Annotated in this window: 12 protein-coding genes and 1 pseudogene; 5 read left to right on the forward strand and 8 right to left on the reverse strand. The window is 69.9% G+C overall.

Annotated elements, in window-relative coordinates; all coding sequences use genetic code 11:
- The 3 genes and pseudogenes from JWQ91_RS03580 to ligD all read right to left on the reverse strand — a co-directional run.
- Window positions 1-241, reverse strand: a pseudogene (locus JWQ91_RS03580) (ATP-dependent DNA ligase); the annotation flags it as partial.
- Between the two features lie 240 nt (window positions 242-481).
- Window positions 482-1,018: a hypothetical protein gene (locus JWQ91_RS03585; RefSeq protein ID WP_297780934.1), complete on the reverse strand. Its 537-nt coding sequence runs from the start codon at window positions 1,016-1,018 to the stop codon at window positions 482-484.
- 31 nt (window positions 1,019-1,049) lie between these two features.
- Window positions 1,050-2,417: a non-homologous end-joining DNA ligase gene (gene ligD / locus JWQ91_RS03590; protein WP_297780937.1), complete on the reverse strand. Its 1,368-nt coding sequence runs from the start codon at window positions 2,415-2,417 to the stop codon at window positions 1,050-1,052.
- A gap of 221 nt (window positions 2,418-2,638) precedes the next feature.
- On the opposite strand from ligD, the gene JWQ91_RS03595 reads away from it, so the two are divergent.
- On the forward strand, window positions 2,639-3,421 hold the full coding sequence (locus JWQ91_RS03595; RefSeq protein WP_297780939.1) for a sigma-70 family RNA polymerase sigma factor: 783 nt from the start codon (window positions 2,639-2,641) through the stop codon (window positions 3,419-3,421).
- Window positions 3,422-3,493: 72 nt separating this feature from the next.
- Here JWQ91_RS03595 and JWQ91_RS03600 read toward each other — a convergent pair whose 3' ends face one another.
- The gene (locus JWQ91_RS03600) at window positions 3,494-3,988 is read right to left on the reverse strand and encodes a hypothetical protein (RefSeq protein ID WP_297780942.1); all 495 of its coding nucleotides are present in this window, start codon (window positions 3,986-3,988) and stop codon (window positions 3,494-3,496) included.
- A 106-nt stretch (window positions 3,989-4,094) separates the two neighbouring features.
- Here JWQ91_RS03600 and JWQ91_RS03605 point away from each other — a divergent pair, with 106 nt between their 5' ends.
- On the forward strand, window positions 4,095-4,901 hold the full coding sequence (locus tag JWQ91_RS03605) for a GAF and ANTAR domain-containing protein (protein WP_297780945.1): 807 nt from the start codon (window positions 4,095-4,097) through the stop codon (window positions 4,899-4,901).
- Here the strand turns inward: JWQ91_RS03605 and JWQ91_RS03610 are convergent, their stop codons facing one another.
- Window positions 4,902-5,864, reverse strand: coding sequence for a Ku protein (locus JWQ91_RS03610; RefSeq protein ID WP_297780947.1), 963 nt, complete (start codon window positions 5,862-5,864; stop codon window positions 4,902-4,904).
- Window positions 5,865-5,972: 108 nt separating this feature from the next.
- Between JWQ91_RS03610 and JWQ91_RS03615 the strand changes: the two genes are divergently transcribed.
- Window positions 5,973-6,233, forward strand: a complete 261-nt coding sequence (locus JWQ91_RS03615; protein WP_297780950.1) for a Rho termination factor N-terminal domain-containing protein — start codon at window positions 5,973-5,975, stop codon at window positions 6,231-6,233.
- Window positions 6,234-6,358: 125 nt separating this feature from the next.
- Here the strand turns inward: JWQ91_RS03615 and JWQ91_RS03620 are convergent, their stop codons facing one another.
- Genes JWQ91_RS03620 through JWQ91_RS03630 form a run of 3 tightly spaced genes read right to left on the reverse strand, consistent with a single transcriptional unit; the run spans window position 6,359 to window position 8,586 of the window.
- Window positions 6,359-7,114 carry a CatB-related O-acetyltransferase gene (locus JWQ91_RS03620; protein WP_297780953.1) on the reverse strand — a complete coding sequence of 252 codons (756 nt, stop codon included), beginning with the start codon at window positions 7,112-7,114 and terminating at the stop codon, window positions 6,359-6,361.
- Between the two features lie 17 nt (window positions 7,115-7,131).
- A complete protein-coding gene (locus JWQ91_RS03625) occupies window positions 7,132-7,800 on the reverse strand; it encodes a cache domain-containing protein (protein ID WP_297780956.1) in 669 nt (222 codons plus the stop codon).
- Window positions 7,801-7,842: 42 nt separating this feature from the next.
- Window positions 7,843-8,586 (reverse strand): GntR family transcriptional regulator, encoded by a 744-nt coding sequence (locus JWQ91_RS03630; RefSeq protein ID WP_297780959.1) that lies wholly within the window; start codon window positions 8,584-8,586, stop codon window positions 7,843-7,845.
- 130 nt (window positions 8,587-8,716) lie between these two features.
- Between JWQ91_RS03630 and JWQ91_RS03635 the strand changes: the two genes are divergently transcribed.
- Complete coding sequence (locus tag JWQ91_RS03635; RefSeq protein WP_297780962.1) at window positions 8,717-9,784, forward strand: ABC transporter ATP-binding protein; 1,068 nt, start codon at window positions 8,717-8,719, stop codon at window positions 9,782-9,784.
- Between the two features lie 78 nt (window positions 9,785-9,862).
- Entirely contained in the window at window positions 9,863-11,050 is a 1,188-nt protein-coding gene (locus tag JWQ91_RS03640; protein WP_297780964.1) for an ABC transporter substrate-binding protein, read from the forward strand.
- Window positions 11,051-11,214: the final 164 nt, after the last annotated feature.

Below are 11,214 nucleotides of genomic sequence, written 5' to 3' on the forward strand. Positions count from 1 at the left end.
CGCCGTCGATCACGACGCCCGAGGGCAGGCTCGAGACCGCGGCGGCCGCGATCTCGGGGAAGGCGTGGGTCACGTCCCGGCCGGCGCGCGACTGGATCCGACACTCGCCGGCATGGACGAAGAGCAGAGCGCGATAACCGTCGAACTTGGGTTCGTAGACGGCGCCGCCGGGCATCGCCTCGGCGTCCGGCAGCTCGGCGGCCGATCGTGCGAGGGCTGGTTTCTGGGGGAACGACAACACGCTCTCACCCACCTCCTCGCGGCTCGGGGGCCGTCGTGATCCTGTTGAGTGTTTCACCGAGCCGGGAGTCCCGCTCGGTCGCGGTCGGACGAGTGTCAACGTTCTGTGGCTCATCACGGGTGACGTACCCGATCCCCCGGATCGAATTCGCCCCGATCGCACCCAATGTGCTCGTGCGGGAACGACGACGCCGGCCCGGCACCGTGGGTGTCGGGCCGGCGTCAGGTCGATGCGGCGGGACTAGGTGGTCGGCGCCTTGTGCTGCGGGTCGCCGGCCTCGTCGAGCAGGTCGGCGGCGGTCGGGGTGGCCGGTGCCGGCGCCACGGTCGGCGGAGCGGTCGTCGTCGGCGGCGGGGTCGTTGCCGGCGTGGGGGCCGGGTAGGCCGAGGACGTCTCGCCGCGACGCTTGAGGATCGCGAACGCCGCGGCGCCCGCACCCGTCAGGACGCCGACCGCGGCGACCTTGCGCAGGCGGGTGCGCTTGGGCTTGACCTTCTCGGGCAGCTTCTCCTGGACGTTCTCCGGCAGGCGCTCGAACAGCTCGTCGCGCAGGTCGAGCAGCTGCTCGCGGTCGGGGAGCGCGGCGACGATCTGGTCGCGGACCACCGGCGCCTTGACCGCGACCTGCCTGGCCAGCTCGTTGCTCTGCTCGACGATCTGGTCGCGGACGCCCGGGGCCCGCTCGACGACCTGCTTGCGCAGCTCGTCGGTCTGCTCGGCGAGCTCGCTCAGCTGTGCCTCGAGCTTGTCGCGGAAGGTCTTCTTCTTGAACGGCATGTGGTGCTCCTTCGGTGATGTCGTGCGTTGGTCAGGAGAGCTTCATCCGGTGGATGAGCCAGTTGTCGTCTGTCTTGATCAGTGCGTACTTGCGTCGGCCCCCGAGGCCGCCGCCCTCGCGTCCGGTGAGCGTCACGATGATCTCCCGAGGCTTCCACTTCTCGAGCTCGTACGTGCCGCTGTCCCAGATCGTGACCGTGCCTCCTCCGTACTCCTTCTCCGGGATCGTGCCCTCGAACGTGGCGTACTCCAACGGGTGGTCCTCCGTCTGCACGGCGAGGTGGTTCTTCTTGGTGGTGGCCGGTACGCCCTTGGGCAGCGCCCACGACACGAGCACATCATCATGCTCCAACCGGAAGTCGTAGTGGAGCCGGCTGGCGTGGTGCTCCTGGATCACGAACGTCTGGCCGGCCGAGCCGGTCGCAACCCCGTCCGGCACCGGCTCGGGCGTCCTCGACGCGTCGCGCATCGACCGGTAGGCGGTCAGCCGGTCCTCGCTCGCGAGTGGGGCGGCGAGGGCGGCCATGGGGTCCTTGCGCCGCTTCATCCGGGCGACGACCTCGTCCATCGTGAGGTGTCGCAGGTCGGGGTCGTCGAGCTCGCGCCAGGTCCGGGGGACCGCGACGCGCGGCTCGGTGGTGCCGCGCAGGGAGTAGGGCGCGATCGTGGTCTTGTTGCGGTTGTTCTGGCTCCAGTCGACCAGGACCTTGCCGCCGCGCAGGCTCTTCTTCATCGAGCTGACCACCAGCTCGGGCAGCTCCTCCTCCAGGGCCCCGGCGAGCTGCTTGGCGAACCGGTTGACGTAGTCGGCGTCGTGCGTGCCGTCCAGCGCGGCGTAGAGGTGCAGGCCCTTGCTGCCGCTCGTGACGGGGCACGCCTCGAGCCCCAGGTCCCGCAGCATCGTCCGGGCGACCTTGGCGACCTCGACACACTCGGGCAGGCCGGCGCCAGGCCCCGGGTCGAGGTCCAGGACCAGCCGGTCGGGGTTCTGCGGAGCGTCGTGCCGGTCGACCCGCCACTGCGGGACGTGCAGCTCGAGCGCGGAGACCTGCCCGGCCCAGGCGAGCGCGGCCGCGTCCTCGAACACCGGATAGGTGTTGACGTGGTCGCTGTGCTGGATCTCAACCCGGCGGATCCAGGTCGGCGCCGAGTCCGGGAGATTCTTCTCGAAGAACACCTCACCGGGCTTGGCGGCCGTGCCGACCCCGTCGACCCAGCGCTTGCGGGTCACGATCCGGCCCGCGACGTGCGGCAGCAGGTGCGGCGCGATGTCCTGGTAGTAGGCGATGACCTCGGCCTTCGTCGTCCCGGTGGACGGGTAGATCACCTTGTCCGGATGCGTCAGCCGCAGCCGGTGGCCCGCGACGGACACGTCGAGCGTGTCCTTCCTACGGGGCATCGTGGTCCTTTCGCGACCGGTCACGTACTCCCTGCATACCCGGCTGACCGGCGCCGAAACACCCCGTCGTGCCACGCGATCGTGACGAATAGTTCTTTCGAACTATGAATTGTGGCCCATCTGTACCGAACTCGCTTGCTTGTGGGGCCGATCGGTGCCAAGGTTGGGAGGCCGGTTGAGCAGCAGCTGGGCACTGATCGACATTCCCTCAGGGGGACATCGTGAACGCAACACCCACACGCCAGCACGAGCAGGACGACAGTTCCGAGCTCATCGAGGCCGCGGCCGCCGCATCCGGCGCCGAGCGCGCCATGCTCGAGGACGAGATCGTCCGTCGATACCTCGGGCTCGCCCGCCACCTCGCCGGTCGTTACTCCGGTCGCGGAGTCGACCTGGAGGACCTCGTCCAGGTCGCCAACTTCGCCCTCGTCAAGTCGATCCGTGGCTTCCGCCACGACCGCGGTGAGTTCGTCCCGTTCGCCACCGTGACGATCCTCGGCGAGATCAAGAAGCACTTCCGCGACCACTCGTGGGGCGTCCGTCCCCCGCGTCGCATCCAGCAGCTGCAGGCCGACATCACGGCGGCGACCGAGCGCCGGATGCAGTCCGACGCCACGGCGCCCGGTGCGGCCGAGATCGCCGACGAGCTGGGCACCGACATCAGCGAGGTCCGCGAGGCGATGGCGGCACGAGGCTGCTTCTCCCCGACGTCGCTCGACCAGCCGGTCCGCGACGGCGGCCAGCCGCTCGGCGAGACGATCTCCTGGCGCGAGGAGTCCTACGACTTCATCGACGACTGGGTGACGGTCGGCCCGCTGTGCGAGAAGCTCGAGGCCGAGGAGCGCAAGCTCCTGCACCTCCGGTTCGTCGAGGACAAGACGCAGCAGGAGATCGCCGACATCGTCGGGGTCAGCCAGATGCAGGTCTCCCGCCGGCTGTCCAAGCTGCTGGACCAGCTCCGTTCCAAGGCCACGCTGAACGAGAACGAGTCCGAGACCGCGTAGCTCGAGGGCGACGGGTTCCGGGCTCACGCAGCCCGGGACCCGTCGTGCGTTCCGGCCCGGGTGTCGGATCGGCTACCGGTCGGGCGAGGCGTAGGTCTGGGTCGCGAACGACGGCGTGTCCGTCGCGTCGTACTGCAGGCCGATCTCGTCGGCGATCGTGCTGGCCAGGTCGGCCGGGTCGGGTGCCCTGCCGGACCGGGTGTCCAGGACGGGGGACTCGCCCATCGGCGCGTGCCAGATCAGGGAGACGTCGTGGTGATCGCCGCACTGGCGGCACAGCTCCTCGATGCGGGACGCGTCACCACTGTTGGCGGGTCGCTCGCACACGGCCACGACATGCGACGCCGGCTCGTCCTGGTCGGTCAGCTCCCGCAGGGCCAGATCGCCGCTGACCGTCTCGAGGCGCAGGACGGCGTACCGCGTCGTGTGCAGCCAGCCCACGGGGATCGAGATGGAATGTGTGCCGCAGCCGCGTCGGCCCAGCTCGTCGCTCAGGGCGATGTCCAGGGCGTCACGCTCTCCGAACAGCGTGACGGTCGCTGCGCCGAGCTGAAGGTCGGTGCTCATGCAGTGCCTCCGGGTCGATGGGTGAGGGGTCCGGGTGTGCGCGACGCCCAGATACCGACATACCCGTGTCATGGCATGGCAAACTGGGTGGCACGATTGTCTTCCCATGACTGACACCTATTCGCTGAGGAGCGGACACGTGGACACCTCGACGTTCTTCTCGCAGATGGCGCTGGAGCTGCACGAGCAGCCGACGGCCGAGGACACGATCGAGCGCATCACCGAATATGCCAAGGTCGCGACCGGCTGCGATGACGCCGGTGTCCTCTTGGTGCACGCCCGCAACCAGATCGAGACCGCCTCGGCGACGTCGGCGCGGGTCGGTGAGGCGCACAACCTGCAGATCATCCACGACGAGGGCCCGTGCCTGGACTCGATCGAGGGTGACGCGATGTACCTGTCGCCGGACGTCTCCGTCGACGGCCGCTGGCCCAAGTGGGGTCCCGCGGTCGCGGACCTCGGGATCCGCAGCGCGCTGAGCCTGCGCCTGGAGACCCGGTCGCGGCGCTACGGGTCGCTCAACCTGTATGCCAACCGGTTCAACGCGTTCGACGACGACGACCTCGCGGTCGCGACGATCTTCGTCCGCCATGCCTCGGTGGGGTTGGCCAACGCCCACAACGAGGAGGGCCTGCAGGTCGCGATCGACGCCCGCAAGCTCATCGGGCAGGCGCAGGGCATCCTGATGGAGCGCTACGACCTCGACGAGGACCGGGCGTTCGAGTTCCTCCGCCGGCAGTCGCAGGCGCACAACGTCAAGCTGCGGCACGTCGCCGAGTGGGTCGTGCAGCACCGCGGATCGCCCGAGGCGTCGTTCGCCGAGACCGTGTCGGCCGGGGCGTCGACCAACAATGTCCCGACCAACAGTGCGTCGACCAACAGCGCGTCGGCCAACGGGCGGGCCCGCGACTAGTCAGCTGGCCTTCTCGGCCTTCTTGGCGGGCGTCTTCTTCGCGGCGGTCTTCTTGGTCGCGGCCTTCTTCGCGGGTGCCTTCTTGGCCGCCGTCTTCTTGGCAGCCGTCTTCTTGACCGGTGCCTTCGTGGCGGCGGTCTTCTTGGCCGGCGTCTCGGCGGCGTCGCCGGACCGGGCCGCCTTCTTGCGGTCGACGCTGCGCTTGAGTGCCTCCATCAGGTCCACGACCTCGGCGTCGTCGGTGTCCTCGTCGGACTCCCCGAACGTCGTGGACGTGTCGAGCGTGTCGCCCTGCTCTAGCTTGGCCTCGACCAGGGTCCGCAGCTGCTCCTGGTACTCGTCGGTGAACTGAGAGCTGTCGAAGTCGCCGGCCAGGGAGTCGACCAGCTGGGCGGCCATGTCCCGCTCCTTCTGGCTGATCTGGGGGCTCTCCTTGAGCACGTCGAACGACGGGTCGCGTACCTCGTCGTCCCACAGCAGGGTCTGCAGCAGCAGGACGTCGCCCTTGACCCGCAGCGCCGCGAGCCGGGTCTTCTGCCGCAGCGCGAAGCGCACGATCGCGGTCCGGTCGGAGTCCTCCAGGGCCCGCCGCAGCAGGGTGTACTGCTTCAGGGTCTTGGCCTCGGGCTCGAGGTAGTAGGCCCGGTCGAGCCGCAGCAGGTCGACCTGGTCGGCCGGGACGAACTCGACGACCTCGATCTCGTGGTTGCGCTCGGCGGGCAGCGACGCGAGGTCCTTGTCGGTCAGGACGACGGTCTGCTCGCCGTTGTCGTACGCCTTGTCGATGTCCTTGTAGTCGACGACCTCGCCGCACACCTCACAGCGCCGCTGGTAGCGGATCCGGCCGCCGTCCTTGCCGTGGACCTGGTGCAGGGACACGTCGTGGCTCTCGGTCGCGCTGTAGACCTTGACCGGCACGCTGACCAGGCCGAAGCTGATCGCGCCCTTCCAGATGGATCGCATGCCCCATTGGACCCCGCGGCGCGCGCACCTCGCAAGACGAAGGGGGTTTGGCCCGACCCGGCGCGGGCACGTCGACGACGAGAGTCGACACCACGAGAGGAGCACGCCATGGCGAGCAGCATCAAGAAGCCGAAGATGTACGAGGACCTCCGCGACCAGGGTGCGTCGAAGGAGAAGGCGGCACGGATCTCCAACGCCGCGGCGCAGAAGGGTCGGTCGACGTCCTCGGTCGGGGCCCAGGGCGGGAAGTCCGGGTCGTACGACGACTGGACCGTCCCCGAGCTGCGCAAGCGGGCCAAGGAGCTCGGCCTCACCCACTACTCCGGCAAGAAGAAGTCGGAGCTGGTCAAGGCGCTCCGCGATCACTGACCCCTGGGGGGGCGGTGCAGGGGTCGCCCTACCGGCCCCTGATAGGGCGACTGGCGCACCGCTCCCGCCGGGGTTGGGCGACTAGTGCACCGCTCCCGCCGGGGTAGGGCGACTGGTGCACCGGCTCAGAAGAGGCGGCGGCGCTTCTTCTGCGGTGCGGCGGCCCGGCGTGGGGGCTTGGCGAGCTCGACGAACCCCGGGTCGTACGGCTCGAGGTCGCCGATGCGTCCCGCGAGGTGAGCGGCCGCGGCGGCCGGGTCGTCGTACGGTGTGCCACTCAGCTGGTTGGGGGAGTGCCGCCACCACTGCAGGGCCAGCAGCTCGTCGCGCAGGTCGTCGGGGACGCGGGGCCGGATGACCGTGGCGGGCATGCCGGCGGCGATCGTGTAGGGCGGGATGTCCTTGGTGACGACGGCGTTGGCGGCGACGATCGCCCCGTCCCCGATCGTGACGCCGCGCAGCACGACGACGTTGGCGCCCAGCCACACGTCGTTGCCGATCGTGGCCAGGTCGGGGCCGACGCTGCGGAACGACTGGCGGCCACCGGCCTCGGGATCGATGACCTCGGCGTCGGCCGCTGAGGGGTGCCAGCTCCAGGCGCCCTTCTTGTACTGGAACGCCGAGACGCTGAGCCAGGTCGTCGGGTGGCCCGTCGCGCCGAGCAGGCAGCCGGGGCCGATCTCGCAGTAGCGGCCCAGGGTCGCGGCCTGGACCTCGACCTGGCGGGCGATCTCGCTGAACGCCCCGATGCGGGTGTCGGCGCGGATCACGAGCGGGCCGAGGATCCGGATGGGCGGCTCGACGAACAGCCGGGACCGGCCGATGCGCTGCACGTGCTGTGCCCCGCGGGCGTGCTGTGCCCCGCGGGCGTGCTGATCCACGCCGTCAGGCTACCGAGTCAGGGGCGGAGGACGGACAGCGGCAGCCGGTCGCACGCCACGACCTCGGGGTAGGCGCCGAGGTCCAGCAGGCTCCCCGTGGCCAGGTGCGGATCGGCCGACACGACGGTGCGGCCGAGATCGTTGACGAGCGTCGCGCCGGCGGCGCCCAGGGTCGGCAGGAGCAGCTTCTCGAGGGTCTCGACGAGGGTGTCGGCCCCGACCACGCCGACCATCCGGCCCCGCGAGACGACCGGCGCCGTGGACGTCATGACGTACTCGTCGGTGCAGACGAAGTCGACGTAGGGGCCGGTGACGTGCGGCTCGCCGGTGCGCTCGGGGGTGCGGAACCACGGGTGCCGGGTGTAGTCGAGCGGGTCGTTGGTGCCCGGGGCGTCGGCCTCGGCCAGCAGGTGCTGGTCGTCGCCCTGCCACCACGCGAGGTAGAGCGGGGTGTCGCTGAGGGCGTCGCGGGCGGCGACGTAGCCGGCCCCGACGATGTCGGACGAGCCGAGGAACGCCTTGACGGTCGGCTCGATCGCGGTGCGGGCGACGGTGGAGTCGACGGGGCCGCGGTCGAACCGGTCGACGAGGATCGCGCGCATCGCCTCGAGCTCGGTGAGGAGCCCGTGGAAGTGCTGCTCGACCCGGTCGACGCACGCCGCGAGCTCAGCGGTCTGGACCGTCATCGGGTGCTCCTCTCGACGCTGCGTGGACCGGGTGTCCTTCGATCATGACACTGCCGCATGCAGGTCTGCCAGCCTTTCGAGGGCATCGGAGACATGCTCCCGCACACACGTGCGGGCGCCGGCGGCGTCGCGCCGCTCGATGGCGTCGACGAGCGCGGCGTGGCGGGCGTGGGTCGCGGCCCGGAAGCCGTCGTCGGACAGCGGCAGTCGGAGCAGGGCGCCGAAGTCGGCCTCGAGCCGGACGACCTCGCGGGCCATCCGGGCCGACTGGGTGACGGCCGACAGCGACAGGTAGAGCTCGGAGTCGGCGTGCCGCCACACCGCGACATCGTCCTCGTCGGGCTCGACCAGCAGGAGGCGCAGCCCCTCGACGTCGCTGAGGTCGGAGCGCTCGGCGGCCAGCTCGGCGCAGCCGGCGAGGATCACGCCGTAGAGCGTCCCGCGGTCCCGCAGCTCGACCCGGGACATCGCGGCCAGGCGGCTGTTGAGCTCGACGACCCCGTCGGGCTCGGGCCGGGTCACGAAGCTCCCGCCGCCCCGGCCGCGGGTCGTGGTGACGAGTCCCTGGGCGCGCAGCGCGACGAGCGCCTCGCGGGCCGTGACGGTCGCGACGCCCAGCATCGCGGCGAGCTCGGGCTCGCTGGGGAGGCGCTCGCCGTGGGTCAGGACGCCCGAGCGGATCGCCTCGGCGAGCCGGTTCTCGACGCGGACGGCGCGGCCCTCGTCGCCCAGCGGGGCGAAGATGGCGGACCTGGCGCGCGTGGCGGGACGGCGGACGGTTGCCACTGCGCACCTCCTGACGACGTTGACACGATCGTTGCAAACGGGACCTAGCCAATTAATATCTGGTCCCATATGATTTTGTCACCCATGTGGCCCAGGTCACTCACCAGCTCGTCCGAGGGGCAGCCCACGCATGACAGTCAGCACCTCCACCGTCGCCGAGGCGCCGTCCGGGCCGCCCGCCGGGACCGCGATCTCCCTGCGGGGGCTGAGCAAGCACTTCGGTGAGGTCAGGGCCGTCGACGGGGTGGACCTGGACATCGCCGACGGCGAGTTCTTCTCGATGCTGGGTCCGTCGGGGTCCGGCAAGACGACGGTGCTGCGGCTGATCGCAGGCTTCGAGCAGGTCACCGCCGGGACGATCGAGCTGGCCGGCGAGGACGTCACGGGGCGGGCGCCGTTCGACCGGGACGTCAACACGGTCTTCCAGGACTACGCCCTCTTCCCGCACATGAGCGTCCTGGACAACGTCGCGTACGGCCTGCGGGTCCGCGGGGTCAAGAAGGCGGCCCGCCGCAAGCAGGCCACCGAGGCGCTCGGCACGGTCCAGCTCGCCCACCTCGCCGACCGGCGCCCCGGCCAGCTGTCCGGCGGGCAGCGCCAGCGGATCGCGCTGGCCCGCGCGATCGTCGTGCGGCCCAAGGTCCTGCTGCTCGACGAGCCGCTCGGCGCGCTGGACCTCAAGCTCCGTGAGCAGATGCAGGTCGAGCTCAAGCAGCTGCAGCGCGACCTCGGCATCACCTTCGTCTTCGTGACCCACGACCAGGAGGAGGCCCTGACGCTGAGCGACCGGGTCGCGGTCTTCAGCGACGGCAAGATCGTGCAGCTCGGCACCCCGCGGGAGATCTACGAGCACCCGACGACGGAGTACGTCGCGTCGTTCGTCGGCACGTCCAACATCTTCGACCCGGCCGCCTCGCAGCGGCTGTTCGGCCGGGACGGCACCCACGCGCTGCGGCCCGAGAAGGTCGCGCTCGGCGCCCCCGGCACGACGGCTGCCGGCGACGGCGTCATCAGCGCCGAGGGCGTGATCTCCGAGTCGATCTATCTCGGCACGGGGCACCGCATCCACGTCCTGCTCGACGACGGCACCCGACTGGTCGTGCTCGAGCAGAGCATCGGCGGACGGACGAGGCGGGAGCAGCGCGGCGAGACGGTCGTCGCCACGTGGTCGCTCGACGACCTGGTCCCGCTGGCCTGAGACCGCCGCACAACTCCACACCGCCCCACCGAACCCCCGGACGACACTCCCACCCCCACGAAAGAGATGGAGACAGCGATGAGAACGACGACACACCGCAGGAGGGCACTCGGCGCCCTGCTGGCCAGCAGCGCGCTCGTCGCGCTCGCCGCGTGCGGCGGCAGCGACTCGGACTCCGCGTCCGAGGTCCCGACCAAGCTCGGCAAGACCGAGGGCAAGGTCTCGATCCTGGCGTGGCCCGGCTACGTCGAGGACGGCAGCAACGACCCCAAGGTCGACTGGGTCTCGAAGTTCGAGAAGGACACCGGCTGCCAGGTGACCTCCAAGACGTACGGCACCTCGGACGAGGCGTTCAACCTCGCCAAGACCGGTGACTACGACGTCGTCGTGGCCTCGGGTGACCTGACGGCGCGCATGGTCGCGTCGAAGGAGGCCGTCGAGGTCAACACCGACCTGATCCCCAACTACGCCAAGGTCTTCGACTTCCTCAAGGACCAGGACTGGAACACCTTCGACGGCAAGCACTACGGCGTGCCGCACGGCTACGGCGCCAACCTGCTGATGTACAACGAGGACGAGGTCTCTCCGGCCCCGACCTCGTGGTCCGCGGTGTTCGAGCCCGACGAGATGGCGAAGTACAAGGGCAAGATCACGGCGTACGACTCGCCGATCTACATCGCCGACGCCGCGCTCTACCTCATGAAGACCCAGCCCGAGCTCAAGATCAAGAACCCGTACGCCCTCGACCAGAAGCAGTTCGACGCCTCGGTGGACCTGCTGAAGGCGCAGCGCGGCAACATCGGTGAGTACTGGTCGGACTACCTCAAGGAGATCTCGGCGTTCGAGACCGGCGACTCGGTCCTCGGTACGACGTGGCAGGTCATCGTCAACTCGATCGACACCAAGAAGACCAAGGTCAAGGCGATCCTCCCCGAGGAGGGCGCGACCGGCTGGTCCGACACCTGGATGATCTCGTCGCACGCCAAGAACCCCAACTGCGCGTACGCGTGGCTGAACTACATCGACTCGCCGGAGGCCAACGCCCAGGCGACGGAGTACTTCGGTGAGGCGCCGAACAGCCAGGAGGCCTGCGACTTCGCGAGCGATCCCGGGTTCTGCGACTCGTACAAGGCCGGTGACGAGGAGTTCGCGTCCAAGCTCTGGTACTGGCGCACGCCGGTCGCGGAGTGCCTCGACGGTCGCAAGGACGTCGAGTGCAAGGACTACTCCGAGTGGACCAAGGCCTGGACCGAGATCAAGGGCTAGGCACGCATGACCGTCGACACCGCCCGCGCACCCGTCCCACTCGGGGGGGGGGCGGGGGCGCGGGCGGTGTCGACGGTGATGCGTGCCTAGCCCGTGATCAAGGTCCAGGCCGTGGTCCACTCGGAGTAGTACTTGCACTCGAAGTACTTGCGGCCGTCGAGGCA

Source organism: Aeromicrobium sp., from assembly GCF_025965075.1.
Lineage (GTDB): Bacteria > Actinomycetota > Actinomycetes > Propionibacteriales > Nocardioidaceae > Aeromicrobium.

What these genes read in the sequence shown, in the direction of transcription:
- ligD (WP_297780937.1), bottom strand. Translation starts at nt 2,417, where the DNA reads ATGCCCCGTAGGAAGGACACGCTCGACGTGTCCGTCGCGGGCCACCGG.
- JWQ91_RS03610 (WP_297780947.1), bottom strand. Translation starts at nt 5,864, where the DNA reads ATGCGATCCATCTGGAAGGGCGCGATCAGCTTCGGCCTGGTCAGCGTG.
- JWQ91_RS03615 (WP_297780950.1), top strand. Translation starts at nt 5,973, where the DNA reads ATGGCGAGCAGCATCAAGAAGCCGAAGATGTACGAGGACCTCCGCGAC.
- JWQ91_RS03585 (WP_297780934.1), bottom strand. Translation starts at nt 1,018, where the DNA reads ATGCCGTTCAAGAAGAAGACCTTCCGCGACAAGCTCGAGGCACAGCTG.
- JWQ91_RS03600 (WP_297780942.1), bottom strand. Translation starts at nt 3,988, where the DNA reads ATGAGCACCGACCTTCAGCTCGGCGCAGCGACCGTCACGCTGTTCGGA.
- JWQ91_RS03635 (WP_297780962.1), top strand. Translation starts at nt 8,717, where the DNA reads ATGACAGTCAGCACCTCCACCGTCGCCGAGGCGCCGTCCGGGCCGCCC.
- JWQ91_RS03605 (WP_297780945.1), top strand. Translation starts at nt 4,095, where the DNA reads ATGACTGACACCTATTCGCTGAGGAGCGGACACGTGGACACCTCGACG.
- JWQ91_RS03640 (WP_297780964.1), top strand. Translation starts at nt 9,863, where the DNA reads ATGAGAACGACGACACACCGCAGGAGGGCACTCGGCGCCCTGCTGGCC.
- JWQ91_RS03625 (WP_297780956.1), bottom strand. Translation starts at nt 7,800, where the DNA reads ATGACGGTCCAGACCGCTGAGCTCGCGGCGTGCGTCGACCGGGTCGAG.